General features: G+C 61.6%; 2 protein-coding genes and 1 tRNA gene. All 3 read left to right on the forward strand.

Going from position 1 to position 25,809, the window contains the following annotated elements; translation table 11 throughout:
* Positions 1 to 30: 30 nt before the first annotated feature.
* Positions 31 to 107: transfer RNA gene (locus A6A05_RS09130), tRNA-Met, on the forward strand.
* Between the two features lie 673 nt (positions 108 to 780).
* Positions 781 to 2,097, forward strand: coding sequence for a TolC family protein (locus tag A6A05_RS09135; protein ID WP_216635781.1), 1,317 nt, complete (start codon positions 781 to 783; stop codon positions 2,095 to 2,097).
* 4 nt (positions 2,098 to 2,101) lie between these two features.
* The gene (locus tag A6A05_RS09140; protein WP_068499634.1) at positions 2,102 to 25,774 is read left to right on the forward strand and encodes a Calx-beta domain-containing protein; all 23,673 of its coding nucleotides are present in this window, start codon (positions 2,102 to 2,104) and stop codon (positions 25,772 to 25,774) included.
* Positions 25,775 to 25,809 lie beyond the last annotated feature (35 nt).

Here is a 25,809-nt window from a genome sequence, read left to right on the forward strand (position 1 = left end):
TACCGGGCGTCACGCCTGGAACATGCTTAACGCGGGGTGGAGCAGCCCGGTAGCTCGTCAGGCTCATAACCTGAAGGCCGCAGGTTCAAATCCTGCCCCCGCAACCAAAAATTAAGCCCGTAAGTCCAACGACTTACGGGCTTCTGGATTCTTGGGCCCCGTCATCCCCGCGCCGGCCGGGTAAGCGCAGGGTAAGCACCGCAATGCAAGCACCCGCATGCTCAGGCAAGACCCGTAAACGTGACGGCAGCCCTGAGACCGAAGTTGCGTAAGCGTCCTCTGACGGCTGCCTTGTCGTCGGCCTCCCAATCGGCCTGAATGGTGCGCTCGGGTCGCTGATTTGTTCTGAGATGTGACTTATTGTTACTCATGTTGCTCCTTTTCAAATTCATACCTACGATAGGTGATCTAATGCCATAGGGGGCTGCCATGTTTTTAGGGGCGTATCGTGTGTTGGCGCTTGCGCTTGTGCCGTTGCTGTATGCGCCGGTGATTTCGGCTAAGCCGATCAAGTGTGGCGCCGGGCAATTTTGCGCCAAAGCCAGCCAATCCGCGCAAGATGGGCAGGGGGCAACCCAGCTGGCGCAGGCCGTACCCGCTCAGGCCGTGGCAGACAACATATTCACCGAGAGGCCCGCCCAACTCGCTTCCGTCCCGGCCGTTTCCGACGCCTCCCCGCCGTTTACCGTACCGCCTTCAACGGCCGTTGGAGTCAGTATCGCTGCCTCAGATGGCGCTCCGGTAGCAGGGGGGGGGCTCGTGCAGGGGCTTGGCCGCATCATGAGCGACCATCCGCTAATGCAGAGCGTCAATAACGACGTCGCGTCCGCGCGCGAGCAGATCGGGGTCGATTACAGCTCCTTCATGCCGCGCGTCGGGGTTCGTGCCAATGCGGGCAAGCAGCGTGTTGACCGTGACCGCACCTTGGATAGCGCGGGGACGATGCAGAAGAATTACGATCCGCGCGAGGTCGGGCTCACCGTGACCCAGTTACTCTGGGACTTTGGTGCCACCAGCGCCGCCGTCACGCGGGCCGAGGTGAACTACACCAAGGAGGAAAAGGAGCGGGATACGCAGCGGATCAATCTGCTGCTCGCGGGGATCGAGGCCCACCTGAAGCTCCTCAAGGCGCGCCAGCAGCTCGAATACGCGAACCGATCCGTGGAAAACATCAAGCTGCAGACCCAGCTCGAGAGTAACCGCATCGAGACCGGCAAAGGTCTGACGACCGATCTGCTGCAAGCGAGGGCGCAACTGGCAGGGGCCCATGCTCGCCGCGTCTCGGCCCAGAGTGCGGTCGATACTGCGGTGAACCGCTACCGCGCGGTCTTCGGGGTCGTGAACGTCCCGGCCACTCTCGAGGCGGTGCTCGAGCCGCAGACCGTGCTGCCGCCTTCGCTGGAACAGGCCCTGCATCAGGTCGAAAGGCAAAATCCGGACATTATCGCCGCCCGTTCCCGTGCGGCTCTCAAGGATGCCGAGCGTGACGCGATTAGCACCAAGGAATATATGCCGCGTATCGAGCTTGTGGGTGATGTGAGCAAGCGGGGCGATAGCGACGGCACCGCGGGTTCGCGTAATGACATGAAGGTGCTTGTTCAGGTGTCATGGAGTTTCGATGCCGGCTTGAAGGCGGACTACGCCACCTCAGCCGCCAGTCTTGCCGCCGCTTCCGAGCGAAATAAGGCATTCTATGTGGGCCGGCAGGCCATTGAGGAAGCCGAGAACGCTTGGACTGACCTCAAGGCGGCTCGGGACCGACAGGCCCATCTCAACGACCAAGCCGAGATCTCAGGGCATTTCCTCGAGTTGGCGCGCAAGGAGCGTGAGCTCGGTCGGCGGTCATTGCTCGACGTGTTGTCGGGCGAAACCAACCTGATCAACGCACTGTCCGACGCCTCGGCGGCGGAAACGGACGTGGTGCTCGCCTCCTTCCGCATGCTGCGTGCCATCGGCGCCCTTGATGCTGGGCAGGTGGTTGTCGCCGCACCCAAGCCGATCGTGCCCTTGGCTCAGTACGTGCCGGCTTACAAGCGGAAAGCCGCGATGTCGGGCGGCAATGCCGTGTCCGTGGAATTAGCCGGACCGGCGAGGTAATGCCATGGAAAAATCGGAGCGTTTCTCGCAAGTTGAAGCTGCCCTGCGCCAGCAGGGTATCTCCGAGGAAGCCGCGAAGGCCGTCCTCGACGCCTATCAGAAAGCGGAAGCAGCGGGCAGCAAGGATGCCGTCGTAGCCGCCCTTGAGGCTTTGCAATCGGAAAGCGCCCGTTCGGGCCTGTCGCAGGACTTGATCGCCCAGCTCAGCAACATGGTTGCGCAGGCTCTGGTCACGCTCGTCCCGCCGCAGGATTCAACTATCGGCAGCGGGCCTAATGCGTTGCAGGGCATCAAAAGCAGCGACGGAACGAAGGCGAACACTCCGGACGCGTCGTCTGGTCGGCCGTCGTCTTCAACCCAGCCCGAGCCTCAGGTTACCAGCGCCACTCCGCACTTTGAAACGGCGGCGAAGGCCCCCCCCGTAAATATCGCCTCTCTTTTCGAGCAAACCGGATCGCAGGCCAAAGGTTCGGAAGGTGGTCGTGGCTATGGCCTTGTCGAGCGGCCAGAGATCACCGGCCTTACCTACAACGACGTCTCCAGGTCCAATAACGAGTCCTCCGGGCGTTTCGCTCCCCCGGAAGTCACAGCGCTGACCGGTGACGGCTATTCGAACGCCAATCTGATCGGTGGCTCCAAGACCGAGAACACTCTAATTACCGCCGATGCCTTCCAGGGCACGACGGTCCTTGGGACGGATAGCAGCAAGACGCAGTTCGGCATCGGAGAGTTAGGGCGCGGCAACGTCGGTCGTGATGGCGTGTTCTCCACCAACCTGCAATCTTCCTCCAACACCACCTCCAGTTCCGGCACGACGTCGGGTGGCCAGGGCGCCGGCTTCACGGGCGTTATCCTCGACGACTACATCGCCGGCGCCAAGGTCTTCATCGACACCAACAATAACGGGCGGCTGGACGCCGGAGAGCAGTTTTCGATCACCGATTCGAAGGGGCAGTTCACCCTTTATGGCGTTGCCCAGGGCTCGCGTATCGTTGGTGTCGGCGGCGTCGATACCCGGTCCGGCGCTCCGAACAGCGTATCGTTCAAGGCGATTATCGATAACGCCAGTGCGGGTCAGGACGGCAAGACTGGTGTGGCGGTCTCGTCGCTGTCAACCCTGCTTACGACCTATGTCGACCAGGGGTTCACCTCGGACCAGGCTGACAACTTCGTGCGCAACGAGCTTGGCCTGCCCTCGAAGGAAGCGATGGGCGGCAAATCGCTCAATGAATTTGACCCGGGTGAGGACAATCCCGACGACGACATCGACGCGACCCTTCAGAACCAGATCGTTGCCTATGTCCGGCAGGTCAGCGTACTGATCGGCGCCATCGGCGCGCTCATCGACGGCGCTTCCAACGAGGAAAGCGACGCCGGTATCGACATCGCCTATGCCGCGGTCATCGACAAGATGGTCAATGGCACACTGGATCTCGGTTCGCCCGCCGATCTGACCGCCGTTCTGAACGACGCCATCGAGACGGCCAACGATGACGGCATCACCAGCAACCTTCATGCCAGCGTCAGTGGTGTCGATGGTGACGCGAACCTGCTCGGCGTCGTCCTGGCGAACGTCTTGCAGTCGGTGAACGACAGCGCCAGATCCGATCCGACCTCGAAGGATTCCGAGGCGTCTCTGCGCTTTGGCCAAAGCGTGCTGGCCGAAGCCTTCGCCAGTCTTGGCCAGGAAGCGGCCACCGGACGTGGTGGCGATATCTCGCTGGCCCCGTCGCTGGTCCAGACCGTCGTTTACAGCGACCCGACGGCGGTCAGCGATCAGGTCGAGAGCATTATCAATACGCTGGAGATGTTCAACACCACCCCGGCGGAGGGCTATGCCAACGCCCCGATTCCGTTGGACATCCGTCTGCCCGTGCTCGGTGTCGGCAAGTCCTTCGACGAAATCGTCATCTCAGGCGTTCCCGCCGGGATGAAGCTGGTCTATTTCGATGAGGCGAACGTCAACCAGGACGGCACCTCGAAGACCATAGATCTGCCCATAGCTGGCGACGGTAGCTACACCGTCAGCAACACCTGGATCAGCAACCTGGCGGCAGTGTCCGAGGCCGAACTTGCGGAAGACGTCGTCCTCGATATCGACGCCTCGTACACCGATACCACCGACAACAGCACCACCGCCTACGAAGGCACTCTGACCATCACCGTCCTTAAAACGCCGAACATTACCGTGGACAGCGGTGAACTGGACGGCAGCGGCAAGATCGGGGGGACCGAGGACGCGGTATCGGTCGTCCTGCCGTCGATGAATATCGACCGGGATACCCGCTTCGACATCACCGAGACCATTTCCGTCCGCCTGACCCTCAGTAACAGCGCGGCCGAGAAAGGCGAATTGCGTTTGGTCGGCGCCGCTCCCGCCGGAGTCACGGTGGAAGGCGAGGAGACGGACACGATCACCCTCTTGGGCAGCCGTTCCGCTCTCGACAGTGCTCTTGCTGCCGGCAATCTGGTAAAGGCCGTTTTCGACGCTGATTTCAATACCAGCCTCTATCCGAGCGCATCCGTCGAGGTCGAGATCAACGACCGTCACGGGCAGCCGCTGTCCGTTTCGACCCAGACCGTCACGTTCGCCGTGGCCGCCGTCAACGACACGCCGACACTGGCCGACAGCAGTCCGCGCCTTGCCGATATCGACGCGACCGTGACCGATGGGGAGAACGCGGGGACGCTGGTCCGCGACTTTGTCGTTCCCGGCACCCTGGAGGACGTCGATTTTCTTCCCGGCGAGACGCCCGAACGCGTCGCCGTCACCGATCTCACCGTCATCAACGGCGGTCATTGGGAGTACAAGCTCTCGGGCGGAAGCTGGACCACGCTGGCGGCCCCGGCGTCGGGTAGCGCCACGTTGCTCGATTCGGACACCTCCGTGCGCTATGTGCCGAACGGGCAGGGCACGCCGAGTATCACCTTCAAGGCCTGGGATGGTAGTGGCAACACCGCTGGCAGCACCGTTACCCTGGCCTCGCTGGATGGCCATGTTTCGGCGGATACCAACAGGGCGGAACTAACTGTACTGGCCAATGATTCGGCGCTGGCTTATACGCTCGAGAAGACGGCCACCGAGGATACGGTCCTTCAGTTCTCCCAAGCCGACTTCACGGGCGCGGTCAGCTCGACCAGCGGCTCGCTGGCCAGCATCACCGTCACCTCGCTGCCGAGCAATGGTACGCTCAGGCTGGGCGGAACCGAGGTGTCGGATGGTGATGTCATCACCGTCGCTAATCTTGGCAACCTGAACTTCACGCCAAGCCAGGACTACAACGGCCCGGTCAGCTTTAGCTGGTTCGCAACCACGGCCGGTGACGTGGATACCGATGTGGCCGACGTCGTCATTGAGGTCGAGAGCCTCAACGATGCTCCTATCGTCGGCGGTACTCCCGAGGCCGTGAGCGTTACCGAGAGTGATCCCAATCCGGTGGGACAGATCGTCGGCGACCTAGTCCTGCCCGCGTTCAGTGATGCCGGCGAGAATTCCGACGACATGAATGCGTTGGCCGGCATCGCCATCACCGGCTTGAGCACGGCGATCACCGATGGTGCTTGGCAGTACCGTGTGGCCGGCACCTCGACCTGGGTCAACTTGCGCAGCGCCGGTGACGGTCACGGCAGCAACGCCGATCCGATCTTTCTTGCCATCGATGACGAAGTCCGCTTCGTGCCGTCCCCTGGCAAGACCAGTATCTCGGGCGGTGTCACCGCCTATCTGATTGACACCAGCATCGATAATTTCACCAGCGGTCGTCAGACCACCTACGACCTTTCCGTCCTCAACTCGGAGGACAGTGGCATCAATGTCACGGGCCGCGGTGGTAGCACGCCGTTCAGCCATACCACAATCACCCTCACCGTCAGCATCTCGGGCCTCAACGACGCTCCGGTGCTCGACGTCAGTTACGACGCTAACCTGAGCGTCATCGACCGCACGGACCAGGACAACGAAGGCACCCGTGTCGGGGACCTTTTGGCGACCGGCGCCATCACCGACAAGGATCTCTCAGCCGAAGACGAAACGCCGCATGCCATCGCGGTGGTCGGTGGCGGCATCAGCGCCAGCGGGCATTGGGAATATCGCCTTGCCGACAGCGAGGGTTGGAGTGCTCTGCTTCCCGATACAGGCACGTTGACCAAGCATGCGCTGCTGCTTGGCCCGGACGACTATCTGCGTTTCGTGCCGGAAGACGGGGCGTTGCCCGGATCGGCGAGTCTGACGTTCCGCGCTTGGGACCAGAGCAGCCACAGCGCCGGCGATCGCCTCGATCTCTCCCTCGGAGCATCGGTCGGCGGCCGCACGGCGTTCTCGGCGGCCACCGATACCGCCACGGTCCGCATACTTACCAACGCGGAAGATCTGCCGGTCTATTCTATCATCGCCGACAGTGCCGCCGTGCTCGAGGGTAATCCGGGCGACGACCCGGACGTGCGTGACGAAACGGGCCAATATTCCATCATGACCTTCGTGGTCAGCCGTGTCAGCACTGCCGAATATTATCCTGCTGACACTGTCGCCTGGCAGGTTGGCGGCGCCATCAGCGACCTCAAGGCCAGCGATTACAGCGGTACCGTCAGCTTCGCCGAGGGTGAGACCGAAAAGGCGATCCAGATTCGCGTAGTCCGCGATGCGACGCGCGAAGCCAACGAGGACGTGGTCGTTCAGCTGGGCGCGCCCGCGGGCGAGGGGCGCCTCAGCCAAGACAGCGTCGCGATAACCCGGATCATCAACGACGACCCGACTCTTGCCTTCGCATCCGCAGCCCAGACCGTCGTCGAGGGCCAGGACATCACCTTTACCATCCGCCGTATCAGCGGCATGGGTGAGACGGTCACCCTGCGCTACGACGTCTTGTCGGCAACGGGCGGCGAGGGCCTGGGGTCGGCGCTGGATTCCGACGAGACGGCCGCATCGGGGGCCGTGTATTTCGGTATCAACGAGACCGAAAAGACCATCACTCTTCATACCGTCGACGACGAGTCCATCGCCGATCCGCAGCGCTTCTACCTCGCCCTGTCCGACGAGAACGGTACGGTCAATATTTCGAAGTTCGCCTCGGAAGGCATCGTCGTCAGCAATGACGCCAGCATCAGCGTGACCGACGTCGAGGCCGGCCAGACGGTGAACGGAATCACCACCTATACCGTTACCGTCGAGCGGACGGGCAGCCTGGGATTCGAGCACGCATTCAACTTCGATCTGGTTGGTATCGGAGAGAATCCGGCCCAGGCCGAGAACTTTCTGCTCGAGGATGACCGCCGGGTGGTGTTTGCCGCCAACGACGATCCCGATGCCGTCTCCGATACGGTCACCTTTACCTTCCAGGCGCGCCCCGGCCTCAAGACCGAGGGTATCCGCCACTTCGAAGTCCGCATTGCCGAGGATGATTCCGACCTGGCCGGCAGCACCGCCGACCGTGTCGTCATCGGCGTTTCGGCCGCGCGCGGTGAACTCGTGCCCAATGGCGTCACCGCCACGATCGTACCCGTCAGCGCCAAGCTCATCGAGGGCTCTAACAGCACGACCTTCGCACAATCCTTCCAGGTCCAACTGTCCGAGGCCACCGACGAGGATGTCGTCATAACCTGGACGGTTTCCGATTATGGTGGCGATAACGCGGCGAACGCCGCCGACTTCGTCGGAGGGGCGTTCCAGCACGGTACGGTTACCATTGCCGCCGGCCAGACCCATTCCGGAACCATCTTCGTTACTCCAGCCTCCGACGGCGCGGTGGAGCGGAACGAGAAGTATTATGTCGATATCGACGTCGCCAGCGGTCCGGCCGAGGTGCGTGGCATCAGCGCCGTCGGGACCATCGTCAACGACGATGCCTTTATCGGATTCGCCAGCACCGATCCGGCCTCGGCGTGGGAAGGCGCCACCGGGCAGGACGGACACTTTGCGGTGACAGTCGTGCGCGACGGCTTCGCCCGTAGCGAGGTCAGCATCGGCTGGTATGTCGAGTTGATCTCCGATAGCTCGGTGCCGTCCAACCAGCGCGCCTCGGCCGAAGACTTCGTGTCCGGGGCGCTGCCCAGCGGTCGGGTCACTTTCATTCCGGGGGCGACGCAGGCCGATATCAGCTTCGCGCTGACCGGCAACAACGCGCTCGAATACGGCGAGAAGTTCCGCATTGTCCTTGATGGCGATACCATCCAGGGCGGCGCGCAGTTGTCCGACAACAATGTCGCCACCGGCATCATTGCCAACGACGACGCGGTGATCTCCATCGATGCCGATTCGCTGGTCGTCAGTGAAGATGAAGGGCAGGGTGGCAGCCGGACCGTCACGCTGACAATCGTCCGCGATACGCACGGCGCCTCGCTGCCCTCGGCAGCGGTTCAGTGGCTTGCCAGCGCCAGCGGCATCGAAGCCGACGATGCCACCGCCGCCGATTTTGTCGGCAACCGGTTCCCCGGCGGCACCGTCACCTTTGCTGCCGGCAGCAGCACCGCCCTGATCACCTTCACTGTAGCCGCCGACGATGTCGTCGAAGGCGATGAATCATTCCAGGTCGCCCTGGTCGGCACGACGGCGGCCCAGCACAGCCTGAGTACCGATCCGGCTCAACTCACCGCAACCGTCACCCTGACCAACGACGACGATCTGGTGTCCTTCAGCACGAGCGGTGGCAATCTCAGCCAGTCGGTCAGCGAGGATGGCGCCAGCCATGCCGGCCAGACGATCACCTACACCTTGACCCGCAGCGGTGACCTGTCAAAGGAGACCTCGGTCGACTGGCACCTGGGCTTCGACGGCAAGACCGCCGCACCGCCGGATTTCAAGGACGCCAACGGCGATCCCTATTCCGGGACGGTCGAGGGCACGGCCGTGTTCGCCGCCGGCTCGGCCACGGCGACCATCGTCCTGTCCCCGGTTAAGGACACCTCCGTCGAGTCGAATGAAACCTTCTCGGTTATCCTCGACACCACCGGTCTGTCCGCCAATGGCACTCGCCTAGCGACCAGCAACATCACCGCCGAGGGTGCCCTGGTCAATGACGACGTCGCCATTTCGGCGGCGGTCAGCGGCACGACGCTGGAGGCTAATGACGGCCAGACCACCACGCTGACCTTCACAGTAAGCCGCAGCAGCGGCGACACCGCCAATCAGGCGACGGACCTCACGTGGTCGGTTGCCGGCTCGACCATCGTCGTAAATGGTCTGCGCCTGGCCGACGCCCTTTCGGCCGGCGAATTCACCGCCGCCGATCAGGACGGCAACAATGTCCTGCATTGGGATGCCGGCGACACCTCGACCCGCACCATCACCGTCACCGTGAACGGCGATGTCCTGATCGAGGGGGACGAGGCGATTCGCCTTACCCTGGCTAACAGCGGCAGCGCCAGCGTCGCCGATCTGAGCGCGGCCACAGGTACCATGGCCACCCTGCACGACAACGACGCCTCCGTCTGGGTCGAGCAGCTGGTGAGTGCGATCTCCGAAGGCAAGTCCGGGCAGTCGCGCGACGTCACCTTCCGCATCTTCCGTCAGGGCGACATCGAGTCCGATTTGACGGTGGCGCTGTCGCCGAGTGGCGCCTCGGGGGTTTCGGGGCCGTCGTCGGTGACGTTCCACGCCGCCACCGATGATGACACCGTCTATGCCTCAGGCGCCCAGCCGAAGCAGTGGGTGGACATCACCTATACCGTCAGCGGCGACGACACCCTCGAATCCGGCGAGGCGCTGACGCTCATGCTGGGTGCGCTGACGACGCAGAATGGCTATCAGGCCAGCCTTGATGGAACTCATGCTAGCGCCAGCACCACGATCACCAACGACGACAACAAGATCACCATCTCCAGCGACGCCACCTGGAACGCCTCCACCTCCCGCAATGAAGTCGTGGAAGGTGCCACTTCGGCCAGCCCGAATGATCCTGATAATACCATTCACTTCACCCTGACTCGCGATGCCACCGGCACCTTGGCGGCGGAAACCGTCACTTGGCGCATTGTCGGCAGCGGCAATTTCCCGGTCACGGCCGGCGACTTCCCCTCCGGCCAGGGACAACTTCTGGATAGCGATTTGCCGACCGGCTCGGTGTCTTTTGCCCAGGGGGCGACGACCGCCACCGTTTCCGTCACCCTCGACGCTGATCGTATCATCGAGCCGACCGAGGCTCTGGCCCTGCACCTGACCGATGTCAGCGGCAACCTTCAGGCCAGTGACTATGCCGTCACAGTGATTGCCGACGACGCCGGCTACAACGTCATCGCGCGAGATGCCGAACTGTCCGAGGGCAATGACGCCAGCGGTTCGAGCTACATCTATTTCGACCTCGCCGCGATCGGCGCGAATAGCCGTGTCTACTGGCAGGTCACCGGCGCTTCTAACGCCGATATCGATGATCTGCCGACCAGCAATCCCGGTACCGGCGCCGCATGGTATGACAGCAGCAGCGGCGGCTCCATCAAGGGCTATTACGACTTTGTTTCGGGAACAACCGAAAACGCCGTCGTCGCCCTGAAGGTCAAGCAGGATTCCATCGTCGATGCCGATAAGACGGCGACGATCGCCCTGTATTCGGATTCCGGCTTCTCGACCCCGCTGACCGACGACCAGTCGCTTGCCCTTACGGCAGAGACCGATCTGATTGATGACGATGCCCAGCTGACTCTGGTCGCCAGCGATGGCGCTAGCCTCGCAGAGGGTTCGGACCCAACGCCATCGAACAGCGCCAACACCGACAGCTGGACGACGCTGACCTTCACCGTCAATCGTGAGGGTAAAACCGAACAGGTTTCCTCCGTCGGTTGGAGTGTCAATCTCGCCAATGGCCTGACGGCACAGGATTTCTCTGACGCCGTCACCTCCGGCACCGTGACCTTTGCCGCCGACGAGATCGAGAAGACCATCGTCCTCAAGGTCAAGAAGGACTGGTTGGAAGAAAGCTCCGAGACGGTCACCGTTACTCTCGGCACGCCCTCCGCCGGTACGTCGCTGGCTGGTGGCAGCCAGAGCGCCCAGACCGTCATCGAGAACGATGACGTCACTGTCCAGTTTGCCGCTGGATCGCTTGCCGTCAGCCACGACGAAGGCGACAGTGGCACAACCGCGTTCACCTTCACCATCCAGCGTACTGGCGACACCGCAGATCTCGCCTCGACCGTCACCTGGTCGATCGCGCCGAACGGCGCCCTTAACTCGAGCGACTTCAGCAGTAACACCATCGATTACTACTCTGCGCTGCCCACCGGCCAGGTCACCTTCAACACTGGCGAGACGTCCAAGACCATCACCGTCAACGTCAGGGCCGATACCTTCACCGAGTGGCACGACTATTTGAACAGGTATCCCACGACCCAGGGCAGTTCGCTCGAGGGCGATGAGACTTTCACCGTCACCCTGAGCAACGGCGCCACTGTTAAAACCAGCAACTCCGGTTACGGTAACAACACCCCCTCCATTGGCACATCCATCGGTGACAATGATGAGGCGGCGGGCACCATCCTCAACGACGATGTCGGGATCCACATCACCGATATCAGAACCAACCTGGCGGAAGGCACGGTGCCGGACCAAGACGGCGACGTCAACCCCAGCCAGGATGGGGTGCAGACCTATATCGAGCAGTCGATCACCTTCGAACGCGTCGGCGATCCGCGCCAGGCCGTATCGTTCAATTGGGGCGTGTCCGACGCCACGAATTTTTCCAACCAGATGATGTCGGGGCAGGCCGCCACCGGGACGGTCAGTTGGGCTGCGGGTGACACCTCCCCGAAGACCATCACCTTCCGCCCGCAGGGCGACGACGCCGTCGAGTCCAACTACTCCTTCGTGCTCAGCGTCGCCAATTCCGGCAACAGTGCGGCCATCGATGAGTTCAGCTACGGCACCAGCACCAATACGGTGCGGAACAACACCCTGAACTCGGACTCGATCCCGCTGGCCACCTTCAACGTCCTGCGTGACGAGGCCGGGGTCTGGGTGACCAACGAGGTGCAGATCCACTACGACGCCTGGGACAGCCAGCAAACCTCCACAACCGAGCAATACTCTGGCTCGGATCCCTGGTCAGGCAATGCCTATGTCCCCGGTCACGAAGGTCATATCAATTACAGCGGTAGTAATGCCGACAACGTCGAGGGCTCGCTCGGTTCGGCCACATCCGGTTCCGACTATACCGCCGTGCCGGCGACCACGCTGACCTTCGATGCCGAGCATCTCAGCCGTACCGTCACCGTCAACCTGCTTGCCGACGGGACCTACGAGACCCGTGAAGGCTTCAGTCTGTTCCTCGATAATGCCTCGGGTGCCACGGTGGCCGACCGTGAGGTTGTGGTCACTGTCGCGGACGACGATAGCGCCCAGCCAAGCTACCGCGTCAATGTGAATGGCAGCACTGCCATCGAAGGCATGGACGAAGCCGTCCAATTCACCGTCGATCTCGGCAAGGCTCTGACCCAGGACAGCACCTTCAGTGTCGCCTTGTCCGATCAAACCGCCGCCCAATCCTCTTCGGCAGGCGAGGCCGGCGACGTCGCCCGCTATTTCGAGTACAGCACCGACGGCGGCGCCACTTGGCAGACCAGCGCCCCGGTGTTCGAATTCAACTACGCGGCCGCATCAAGCAGCGTCGACGATCAGGTCTCCGTCGCCTACCAGTTCGACAATAGTGAAAGCGGGGAATCCTTCGACAGCTGGCTCGAATTCTCGGACCTTAAGGCGGATTCCGGCTATCGGGTTGGTGGTGTGCTGCAGGGGCTGAGCCATGCCGGCCCCAACGCCGGAGGAACGATCCACGTCGTCGTTGACAGGGACGGTGCCTATGTCGACGACAATGCCGACGGCGTGCATGACGAGGGTGAAGATACCGAAGCTTTTGATTGCGGGGGCAACGATTCCGTCGATCTGGCCAACAATACTGTCGTCATTCATTTCAACGACAGGCCGAATCAGGGACTCGATTTTAGCGGCTTTGGCGCAGATGACCGAGTCGAGATCGATCGCGCCGCGTTCCACGATAATGGTTGGACTGCAGACTGGGCCAATACCACCTTCGCCAACTCCACCCCCGACGACTACGGCGGGCCATACTGCCACAGCAAGGGCTATAACACCGGCTGCACCGATAACGGCTATGCCTCTACCGCGTTCCTTGCCTACCAGAACGGTTCGTCATTTGGGGTTCGGGCGCATTGCAGTGGTTTCTGGTACAGCTGCTCCGAGGCCCAGTTGGCTCATAGCTTGGGCGAAGGCAACAGCGACTTCAATTCCGTCGATATGCTCCAGGCGGTTTCCTTCGTCGGGGCGGGAGACGAAGGTGGTTCGGGCAGTGCCGGACTCTTTACCGTCTGGATACCGGTTCGTGCCGACGTAGAGATCGACACTGATGCCTTGCGGGTCAGCATCGCTGGCAGCGGCGGCAGCCTTAGCGGTGACTATGCCGGACTGGCCTCGCTGAGCGAGCCCGATTCCGAGACCACCCAGGCCCTGCTGGCCTGGTGGAACACCCAGTTCGAACAAGAAGGTGTTTCGGTCGAGGACGTTCAGGAGTATTTCGCCGAATTCGCCATGCGAAACAGCGATGCGGTCGCGGTCCAGTTCCTGCGCTTCGACATGGAGTGGGACGGCTACGGCGACATGACGTGGAGCGTGGAGGGGCTCGATCCCGCCATGGTTGTTGCTCCGCAGGATGGTGGTGTGTTCAGCGACTTGCGCGTGGTCCAGGACGTCACCCTTGACGCGGGCCAAACGACGGTCGCGGCCGACATCGCGCTTGGCGCGCAGGCCGTGTTCAACGTCTCCAACGGTATGTCGGCCATCGACTCCTTCCAGCCCGAAGGCCTGCAGCCGACCTTCGAGGTGACCGAGGACAGCATTGATGCCGCCACCGGCATCCGGACCGTGCACGTCACCGTCACCCGCCCCGACGACAGTCTCGACGACGTGGTGAACTACCGGCTGAACGTGCCGCAGCTTACCGATGCCGCCTTCCTGAACGGCTCGGATTCCATGGCAGGCCGGCTTGGCTTCGCCGCCGGGGAGGGCACCCAGGAGCTGGTATTCCAGTTCAACGCCATCGTCAGCGACGATTCCACCCCGGCGCCCATCCATCGCGATATCGGGGTCATTGTCGGCTATGATGCTGATGGCGGCCTCGGCGCCTTCATCGACACCGACCAGGATCACGTGCTCGACGCGAGCGAGGCAACGTCAGACAACCTTGCCTTCGACGCGGACGGCAACGATCTCGTCGGTTTGGACGTTAATCGGGTTACCGTGCGTTTCAACGACCTTCCCGAGAGCGCGCTCGATTTCAGCGGCTTCGGGGCCGACGACAGGATCGAATTCAACCTTGACGAAATGGCTCGCAACGGCTGGGCGTTGGGTGACATCACCGCGCGTTCGGCAAGCGGCTGTCATAGTTCGTCGGGGGGCGGAGAGCGTTATAGGGCCTGTTCATCGCAAGAGGTTTCTGGGCTGACCATACATGGCGATGCATTCGATGTAACCGCGTATGCCGAGGCGAGCGGCAACGGGGCCCAAACGCTCGAATTCAGAGGCTCCCGCAGTGGAAGCTGGACAAGCCAAGCTGTCGCGACTTTAGGCGGGAGTGAGACTGCTCTGGCACTGGTCAATGGCGAGAACAGCCTCAATCGCCAGATTTCGTTCGTCCACAACCCGACCCAGCACATCGTGGTCGATTCCGATGGCGCCTACGTCGACAGCGATGCGGACGGGATCAAGGATGATAACGAGAGCACGCTGGCCTTTTCCACCAGCGATGGTTCCGATCTTGTCGGACTGGAGTACGGCAGCTACGTCATCCACTTCAACGACGCTCCGGATGAGGCGCTTGACTTCACCGGCTTTGGCCGGGACGACCGTATCGAGATCGATGTTTCTGCCTTCCAGGCGAACGGCTGGAACGACGCCATCAGCGGCATGAAGGATGACGAATGGCGGTCCGCCAATGTCCACAATGAATACTATTCTGGCTCTTTCTGCAGTAATCGGTCTTTGTACTTTAGTGATGGATCTACTTTCGGAGTTTCCGCTGTTCGCAGCATGTGCTACTCTTCAGGGTATTGGTGTTCTTCCGGTGCCCAAGCAGAGGTAAACAGGCTGACGGTTAGGAGTAATGGCGGCAGCGGCCTAGAACTGGCCCAGTTTGGTACCGGATATCTGTCGGAAACCGCGATCAACTTCAGCATTGACGGCAACGGCGGACTGATGAATCGCATCAGCTTCGTCAACCTGCCCGATGCCGAGCCGGTACAGAACATTCAGGTCATCGTCGATCATTACGACAATGGCGACCTGGGCACTGGCGTCGGTGCTTTCGTTGACCTGGATGCTGACGGGGTGCTCGACGCCGCCGAGGCCTCCGCGGAGAATATTGCCTTCGATTTCGAAACAGGCGAGGACTTCGTCGACCTGGCCAGCAACCACGTCACCGTTCGCTTCAACGACGTGCCTGACACCGTTCTCGATTTCCGCGGTTTTGGGAGCGACGACAAGATCGAGATCAACCTCGCCGAATTTGCGGCCAATGGCTGGAAACTTGGTACGGTCACCGATACCGCTGCCGGCGGGTGGAATTGGTCGAGTTGCAGTCAAATTTCCCATGCCCGCAGCGATCTCTGCCTTTCGGGCCAAACCGCTCATGGTGACGGATTCTCCTTCTATGCGAATGCCGAGTTCTCATCTGGGAGCTCGGTGCTGCTGAGAGTGTCGGGTTATCGCATGAACAGCGACGGCCCCTGCTCCAACTCCTCTTTCGCTTGGACGAATGGCGTGGGGTTGGCCAGTTTCGGCAATCCCTTAAACTCCCATGGAAACCCCATCGTCGATGGCAGCGGACGCCTCAACGACCAGGTCAGCTTCGTCCACAATCCGACCATTCACGTCGTGGTCGAATCCGGTGGCGCCTTCATCGATACCGACGCCGACGGTGTGCTTGATAACGAGGAAGCCGTTGACTCCAACCGTGCTTTCCAGAGCGGCTGGGATGACGACTCGAATTGGCATTTCGACGATCATGTCGACCTGGCTAATAACAGTGTGGTCATCAAGTTCAACGATGCGCCGGATAGCGCCCTTAACTTCGAGGGCTTTGGCAAAGACGACCGCATCGAGATCGACCTGTCGGCGCTTCGGGCGAATGGTTGGCACGTTGGGGCAGACTTCACGGATTCCTGGCGCTCCAATAGCATTTCCCTCTCGTCCAGCACTAAGTCCTTCTCAAGTTCGGTTGGATTGAGCGGGCGCACCCTAGCGGGAAATACCTACGAGTTCGAGGTCTATGCCGATTTCGAATCTTCTGAAGGTTATGTTAGCTCCAACACATTGGGGATGTATGTCGATGCTGATTGTGCATCCTCAATGCGGGCGGATCTAGCCGAGTTTGGCTGTGATAATGCCAACAATCCGATCATTGACGGCAATTTCGGGTTGATGAATCGCATCAGCTTCGTCCAAAGCCACGTCGAGCATGTGATCGTCCAAGCCGACGGCGGCTGGATCGACAGCAACGCTGACGGCATCTTGCAGTCCAGCGAGAAGACCGACGACAATCTGGCCTTCGACTTCACCGTTGGTGCTGGCGAAAGCAATGCCCTCATAGACCTTGCGCACAGCAAGGTGGTCCTCCAGTTTGAGGATCGACCCGACCAGGCCCTCGACCTGTCGCAGTTCGGCCTTGATGATCGCATCGAGATCGACCGCACCGCATTCGGCGTCAACGGCTGGCACGGTGCCGCGAACGAGGGGGGGAGTCAGAGCAGCGACGCTTGGTCCGGCGGATCCGGTGCGGCCAGCAGCCAAAAGACCGTGTGCTCGTCGTGTGCCAGCATTGCGGTGAATGCGGCGCGCAGTGCCAGCGGCGACAACCGGTTGTCGGTGGGCACCTGTACATCGAGCGACGGCTCGGAACGAAGCGCCGTCCTCGCGACCTTCGGCGAAAATACGTCGGTGATCGATGGCGATGGCGGTCTGATGGACCGCATCAGCTTTGTCACGTCCACCATCCATGTGGTCGTTGAGGCCGACGGTGCCTTCATAGATGCCAATGCCAACGGCACCCTGGACGATGACGAGGCTGCCTATGCCTTCGACCAATTTACCGGCCAGGATCTGATCGGGCTGGACCAAAATCGTGTGGTGGTACACTTCAACGATGCCCCCGACACACCGCTTGATTTCTCTGGTTTCGGCTGGAACGATCGCATCGAAATCGACCGCTCCGCTTTCGCCGGCAACGGCTGGCACGCGGCGCTGAGCGAGTCGCGCAGCGACTCGGGTTCGTGGGGAAGCGTGGATGACGCTTATGCCTTCCGCAACTTTGTCCGCGAGGGGGAAAGTGGTTTCACGTTTTTTGGTGCTTTTGCCCAACGCAGTGGCTCCTGTTCCAGCTCCAGCAGCGTGATCGACAGGAATGTCCTCGGTGTCTTCGACTGCTATTATGGAGAGGACGGCTGTGGCAGTAACCAGGCGACGCTTGCCGATTTCGGTACCGGCTCTGTCTGGGACGTCAACCAGAGCATGCTCGAGGGTGGGTTCTCTAACCTTGTGTCCTTCGTCGGTCGCGAGTTGATCACGGGCTTCGACGGAGAGGCGTTGACGCTCGATCAGGGCGGTTCGGTCAGCGGCGGTGAGATGGCTTATGACGGGACCATCACTGCCGGCCTTGGCACGGACGAGATCCTGATTCGCGTTCCCATCATCGACGACAATCTCGACGAGCAGGTCGAAACGCTGGGCCTTACCGTTTCCGCCGAGTCGGGCAACAGTTTCACCGTTCCCGAGCAGTCCGGGACATCGGTGGTCGTGGACGATGACAGCCCGCAGATCACGGTGGGCTACAGCACTCTGGTCGATGGGCAACTGAACCAGGGCTATCTGGTCCAGACCATCGACATCAACAATCGCAACGGCGATGTGCCGTCCACCACCTATTCCAACACGAATTACCAGTCGGACAGCTTGGCCAATGATGCAGGCGCGGCCCAGTCCTTTACCGTAACCTTGCGCTTCCAGGGCCAGTGGGAACTGGCTCTGATCGACGAGGATATGCCGGGCACCGGCCAGGGCTACAATCAGGATTCACTATTCACTCTGACCGACCGGCTGCATCGCAGCCCGCCGCAATTCCTCTCCTTCGACGGCGTGGCCGAGATGGTGGACGGCGAGCCGACCGGCTATCTCCTCTACGAGGTGGATGTTCCCGCCGGGACGAAGCAGATTCTGACCCGCTCGGCGATTTCCGACACCGCGCTTTACGGCTCGGAAGCCCAGGCACTGATTGAAGCGGCCAGCGCCCAGGTCACCCATGTGGATCCGATCATCGTTGCCCGCGAGACGACGGTGAACGAAGGCGACGGTACGGCCACCATCGAAGTCGTCGTCGTCGGCGGCGATATCGGCGACGGTGTCTCGGTGGACGTTCAGACCCAGGACGGCGTCTGGGAGGACCGCACCTTTGTGGTTTCCCGCGAATACGCCACTGCCGGTGAACTGACCCTCACCTGGTCGGTCCAGGCCCTGGGCGGCGACAATTCGGAAATCCTCATCGACGGCGATGGCTCCACCAATTATGTGCACGGCTATTACGCCCAGTCCTACACCGGGACGGTGAATGCCGAGGATTTCGTCATCATCACCAGCGACGGTCAGTCCGCCCAGAGCGGCAGCGGCCTGCCCACCGGCACCGTCACCTTTGCCGACGGCCAGAAGGAAGCCTTCATCACCGTCCGCGTGCGTACCGACAATATCGGCGAGGCGGACGAGGACTTCCGCGTGGTGCTCGACCAGCCGCCTGCCGGCGTGCAATTGCTGGGCAACCCCGATGCCACCCAGACCTACATGGTGTTCGACGGGGCCGGTTACGCCAAGATCGTCAATGATGACCAAGTGTTTACCATTAAGGGGCTGGTGATCAACGAGGCGACCAACAGCAAGGTCACGGGCAACGCAAACAATTATACCCAGGCGGATGACGACGGCATGGCTATCGCCGGCACGCCCACGGGCTTGACCGCGCCCGCCGGCTATTCCCTGCACCAGTTTGTCATCAAGCGGGAAGGCGATTCGTCGGCTGCGGCCACCGTGGATTATGTGATCGAGTTGAAGGGCGTTGATGGTTCGGGCGGCTTCGTCGAAACCGCTGGGCTGGACACCCAGGCCGCCGGCGCCCATGAGGCCGAGACCAGCGACTTCCTGGACTATACCAGCGGCAATTACGATAGCGCCTGGGGCTTCACCTGGGGGGCGGCCGTCGGCGACGTAACCTCGTCCGATGCCAAGACCATCACCTTCCTTGCCGGCGAGACCGAGAGGGTGGTGACCATCGCGGTCAAGAACGATTCGCTCGTCGAGGACGCGGAGCAGTTCCGCGTGGTGCTGACCAACCCTGTGGCCTTGGAAGGCAATGACGGCAACCCCGGTGTGTCCGAGACGCGCGGCTTTGCCGACTTCCTGGTCGGCGATAACGACGGGACCACCGTGTCCGTCAGCATCGGCTGGCTGGACAACAGCAGTGATGCAAGCGTCAACACGCTTTCGAACGACGTGGGCAACGCCGCCATCGACAACGCCTTCCTTGAGGGCACATCCAGCGACTGGCTTACCAGCGGCGACAACGACTACAGCAACGACAGCACACCCAACGATCACCGCTTGGTTCTTACCTTCACCCGGTCGCATGCCGACGCGACCGCCAGCCAAGCCTTCTTCGAGATCGATCTCAGCCAGAGCAATTATGGTAGCTCAGATATGGTGCTCGAGACCGGGTCCGTCGCGCAGATTACCGACTACTCGAGTTCATCATTCTGGCGCGGGACCGTGGATTTTGCGGCGGGTGAGACCACAGCAACGGTGGTCTTCCGTGTGCCCGACGACAACATGATTGAAGGCAATCAGTCGATTTCGGTCACCCTCTACGACGCCGAGCATCTGCCTGAATCCGTCTACACCACCTCGTCGTCAATAAACGCCGGTGCAGCACTCGCCGATACGGCCGGCATTGGAATGAGCAGCAGTCTGGCCGACTGGAACACCACCATCCGCGATCCGAACGCCTATACCGCGACGGCCACGGTGGTGGATGACGACATCCGGCTCTGGTTGGGCGATTTCCGTTCCGCCTATCCCTATTCTTACTCGGGCAATTACGACTGGACGCCCGATGGCGATGTCGATGCGAGCAATTCCTGGGATCCCTGGGAGGCCTATACCGTCAACGAGGGTAATCCTGCGGACGGCTATACCGCTGACCAAGCCTATACCAGTGACGATGGCGACTTCAACCTGACGTTCGCACGTGCCGGTGTTCAGTCCGGCGACATCGCCCTCAACTGGCAGGTGGTTCTGAGCGGCACCGCCTCCTATGCCGATTTCAACTCGGATTACTGGGTGGATGGCAGTGGCAATCACACCACCGTGCTCGCTTCTGTGGCCGGTGTGCAGGGTATAGTAACCGTCGCAGGTTCGGCATCCACCGACCTGTCGACCATGTTTGCAGCCAAGATCGAAGGTCTCCTGGCCGCTGACCGGACCGTCGAAAATAACGAGACCTTCCAACTTGCCTTCTCGGTGGCCGGTTCGCCGAGCAATATCCTGTTCACGCCAAATTACTCCTATGAGGCGCTGGGCAGTACGTATCACACCACTAATCTCGCCGGTCGTGACACCATGACCGTGGATGTGGTCGCCTTGAACGATGACGTCACCTACGGCATTGCTCGGGCCTCGACCGAAGGCGACAACAAGGTGACCGAGGGCGACAGTGGTTCGGCCTATATCGACTTCGACATCTCCCGCAGCCTGGGCAGCTCCATTACCGGCGGCTACCACGGGGGGTCCTCGGTGGGCTGGCGTATCGTCGGAGTGGACGGCTATGACATTAATGCGAGCGATTTCCTGGGCGGCACGACGAGTGGCGTGATCTCGTTCAGTAGCCACAGCTTCGACGTTAACGGAATCTGGCAACGCCCGACCACCTATGCCGCGGTCAACGGCGTGACCATCAACCCCGATGTCAGCCAGGTGCTGCGTATCAACATCAACCCCGACTCGCAGGTCGAGTACGGCGAGCACTTCACCGTCGAATTGTACAATCCGAGTGTCGGCTATGTGGATAGCGCCAATGACAGCGTCGAGGCGATCATCGTCAACGATGACACCGGCGTGCTCGTCAACGACTTCCGCGTGACCGAAGGCGACAGCGGCACCGTTCAGGTCCAGGCGACGGTGATCCGCGTGGGCGACCTTTCCGGCAGTTCGAGCTTTACCTGGGCCAAATATAACGTCGATACCAACAGCACCGACTTCGGCACCGGCACGACGGGCGGTTCCGTGACCATGACCAACACCTCCGGCACGGTCGGCGCAATGGCCGACGGCTTCGGAGTCCAGTCCCAGACAATCACCACCACGGTCGACGTCAAGGGTGACGCCACGGTCGAGGACGACGAGGACTTCCGTCTGGTTCTCAGCAAATCCACGGGGATCGATCAGATGCTGCTTGGCAGCAGCACCGATCAGGCCGACGGCGACGTCACTGACGACACGCTGGCCGCCCTGGGTGATCGCACCTACGCCCTGAGCAGCACGACCAGCGCCACGGCCTATGTGACGGTGCTCAACGATGACACAGTCTTCTCGGTCCAGGCGGATACCCGCTCGGTGACTGAGAACTCGGGCGGCACGTTCACCTTCACCATCACCCGCAGTGTGGCGACTCCACAGGACCAGACCGTCACATGGACGGTCTTGAGCGAGGGCGGCCGCAACGTGGTGGATTCCGCTGATTTCGGTGGCAGCCTGCCCAGTGGCCAGGTCACCTTCACCGGCGGTGAGCTGAGCAAGACCATCACCATCCAGACACCGAACACCGACACCTCGCCCGAGGCGGATGAGGTCTTTACGGTCCAGGTCACTGCTTTCGGGACCGGTTCCGAGAACGACACTTTCGCTGTCACGGGCACCGGCGCCAAGGGAGTGGTCGTCAACGACGACGCGGCCATCTATATCAACGACAGCCAGGAAATCACTCAGATCGAAGGGTCTGGATCCTCCACGCAGTATTATCGTTTCGATGTGGTGCGCTCGGGCGTTGGGGTGACCGGTACCTCCACCGTCGATTGGCTGGTCCAGTTGACAACGGATGGCGCGGGCAATACGGCCCAGGTCAGTGACTTCGCCTCGCTGCCGACGTCGGTGACCGCCTCGGGCTGGTACGACTCGTCGACCAACAGCATCAAGGGCACGAGCACGTTTACCGCCGACAACTACGACACCCAGACGGTGGTGCTCGCGTTGAGCCCCGACAACACCCTGGAATCCTCCGAGTCGTTCACCATCGTCCTGTCCAATCCAAGCGTCGGCACCATCGTCGAGAGTTCGAACAACGCCGCCGGCAAGATCGGCGACGACGATTACTCCTTGTCGGTTGCCCAGACCACGTCACCCGGTTCGGACGAAGGCGACGGCAACAACAGCATGTCCTTCACTGTCACCCGCACCGGGGCGACCGACTTGGCTGCGACGGTGAGCTGGACCTTGCTGTTCGGCGATAACGCCGATGCCGGAGCCGGCAGCCTTGACTACTCGGACGCGGTCGGCTTTGCCGCCTCCGACGATTTCCGCGCTTCGACCGGCAACTTCACCTTCCCGGCCGGCGCCTCGACCTACACCTTCACCATCCCGGTCCGCGGTGACGTGCAGTGGGAAGAGAACGAGCTCTTCACCCTCAAGATGGATTTCGACCGCAATAATGGGACCAGCGGGACGGCCTGGACCACGGCAACGCTGCTGAATGACGACGAGGGCTTCTCCGTCGCCGGTACCGACGGCACGCTCGGAACCATCACCGCTGCGCTGGAAGGCAGTGCCGGCACCCCCGGACAGATCACCTTCCGCGTGATCCGCGAGGGCGACTTCTCGGGCGGGAGCACGGCCGATTGGGCGATCACCAGCAGCGGACAAAATCCGGCAAGCACCAGCAATTCGACCAACGACTTCGCCGCCGCCTTGACCGGAACGGTGACCTTCGATGGTAACGAAGCCACGGCGGTGGGGGCCAACGGCCAGACCTACTCCTATAAGGACATCACAGTTACCTTGGCCGGTGACGCGGCCTACGAGGCCAACGAGACCTACACCGTGACGCTTTCCAACCCAGGCGAAGGCAGCTCGCTTCGCTTGGCCTCGGCCAGCGGTACGGTCAGCAATGACGACCTCGGCTACTTCATCGCCATCAAGGACGGCGTGACGACGGTGACCGAGGGCAATACGGATGAAACCGCTGACACTACGCCGGCTGGAACGCCGCCCGGTACGGTGACCTTCGTGGTCACCCGTGCCGCCGACTCGACCAGCTTGCATTCGACATCGACCGTCGCTTGGACGCTTTCGGCCGCCAGCGGCGATGGAAGCGCGGTGCAGGCCGGCGACGTCAGTGTCAGCGGCACAGGCGTTACCGCCAATGGCCTGGGCGGGACGGTGATCTTCGATGCCGATGAAACCAGCAAGGAGATCACCGTCACGCTGGTTGGCGACGGCGCGGTCGAAAGTGCGGCCAATTTGCGCATGACCCTCAGCCGCCAAGCCGGCGACACGACCAGCACCATCGTCACCCCCTCGGCCACCGTGGCCCTGGTCGATGACGACGACACCATCTCGATTGCCGCCGGCGAGTTTAACGAGGCGCGGGTGGAAGGCAGCACCGAGGGCGGCTACACGCTGTACACCTTCAACGTCACCCGCAGTGGATCGAGCCTCGGGCAGGCGACCGTTGACTGGCTGGTCGAGACGGCCGGTGTCGCGCATCCCATCTCGGCCGCCGACATCGACAGCATCTGGATTGACGGCGATCTGGTGATCTCCGACGACTTCGGATGCGGAACGATCACCTTCGCCGCCGGCGACACCACGCCCCGGACCATTGAGGTGCGGGTCAAGCACGATCAGATCGGCGAATTCGACGAGGGATTCACGGTGGCTCTGAGCAATCCGAGCTACGGATCGAACCTTGGCACCGAAACGGTGACCCAGAGTGTCGTCAACGACGACGCGGCGATCACGCTGTCCATGGCGACGACGACGGTGAACGAGGGCAACGAGGGCTCGGATAACGCCATGACCTTCACTATCACGCGCGAGGGCAACACCACGGGCGTAACCACGGTCAACTGGCAGATCCAGGCGTCCGGCGACAATCCCATCGACGAGGAGGATTTCGGTGGCTTCCTGCCCTCCGGCACAGTGACCTTCAGCGACGGTGAGTCGGTCAAGACCGTGACGGTTCTGACCGGCGGCGACAATGACTGGGAGGAGAACGAGAACTTCAAGATCGTCCTCAGCGATGCCGACATCATCGGTCCCAATTCGGTCGATGCCACGATCAGAAATGACGATCTGGGCGTCAGCGTGGTCGCTTACGGCAGCGGCGACTCTCCCTCGCCTGGAACCGCGTCTGGCCGTGAAGGTGACGCAGGCGAGTCGACCCCGTTCTACTTCCGCATCGAGGCAAGTGGCGCCGCCACCGCCACGACGGCGGTCGTGCACTGGCACATCGAGGGCACCGGCCTGCGTCCCATGAACCGCAACGACTTCGAGCCGGGCGATCTGCCGTCGGGCGAGGCGACCATTTCGCTGCGCAATGGCATCGGAAGCGTGCTGATCGATATCGGCGTGGCCGGCGACGGCCTGTTCGGCCCGAGCGAAGCGTTCAAGGTGGTGCTCGACAGTGTCGAGGCCGAGGATGCCAACCAGAACGAGATCGGCGCGAGCATCGTGACCGCCGAGGCATTGATGACCGTCGAGGACGACGACATCCTGATCGCCCTGGCCCAGGACGGCGATATGTCGGTAATCGAGGGCAATGATGGGACGCAGAGCATGCGGTTCTACATCGACGTCCTCGGTCAGACCGAGAACAGCCCCAGTCTGGAGGACGTCCTGGTCAGCTTCTCTCTTACCGGAGATGTGGACGCGGCCGATTTCGCCGAAGGCACGTTCGATGACGAAGACGCCCTGTCGTGCTCCGAGAGGACGCTGCAATACGATAGCGACAATCAGCGCTACTACGTTCAGCTCGACGTCCAGGGCGATGCCTTGGTCGAGGGCCACGAGCGGTTCACGTTCCATCTGGACAGCGCCGAGAACGATGGCAACACGAGCGGCTCGGTGGAAATCACCCAGGGTGGCCAGGATGTCTCCGGCATGATCGAGGGTGACGATTACGGCATCCAGATCATCACGGCGAACCTTTCCCAGGCCGAGGACCGGGCCCGCTTCGTGTTCGAGGTGCTACGCAACGGCCCGACGGACATGGCCATGGAGGTGGAATGGAGCGTGGGTGTGCCAGATCAGACCGACGCCGGGGATGGCATCAGCGCCGACGATTTCATCGATCCGACCACGGGACGTCCGTTTGAGGGCAATTCCATCAGCGGCTCGATCACCTTCCTTGAGGGCGAGACGACCGGGCGCTTTACGCTTGAGGCTTCCCACGACTTCGGGGCCGAGAACGATGAGCGCTTCTGCGTTCTGGCATCGGTGACTCAGATTGGGGATACGGTGATCGACTCCAACAGTGCCTCGTTGGATATGTTCGCCTATACTGACGGCACCATATCCAACGACGACGGTGATGTTCCGACTCCCTATGTGCCCCCTGCGATGCTTGAACCTATCCAGGATCCACATGCGGTAGGATAAAGCACTGAATTCACTTCAACCATATTTTGTGACTG

Source organism: Magnetospirillum moscoviense (assembly GCF_001650635.1).
GTDB lineage: Bacteria > Pseudomonadota > Alphaproteobacteria > Rhodospirillales > Magnetospirillaceae > Magnetospirillum > Magnetospirillum moscoviense.

Coding starts and splice junctions, on each gene's coding strand:
- A6A05_RS09135 (WP_216635781.1), top strand. CDS start 781: ATGAGCGACCATCCGCTAATGCAGAGCGTCAATAACGACGTCGCGTCC.
- A6A05_RS09140 (WP_068499634.1), top strand. CDS start 2,102: ATGGAAAAATCGGAGCGTTTCTCGCAAGTTGAAGCTGCCCTGCGCCAG.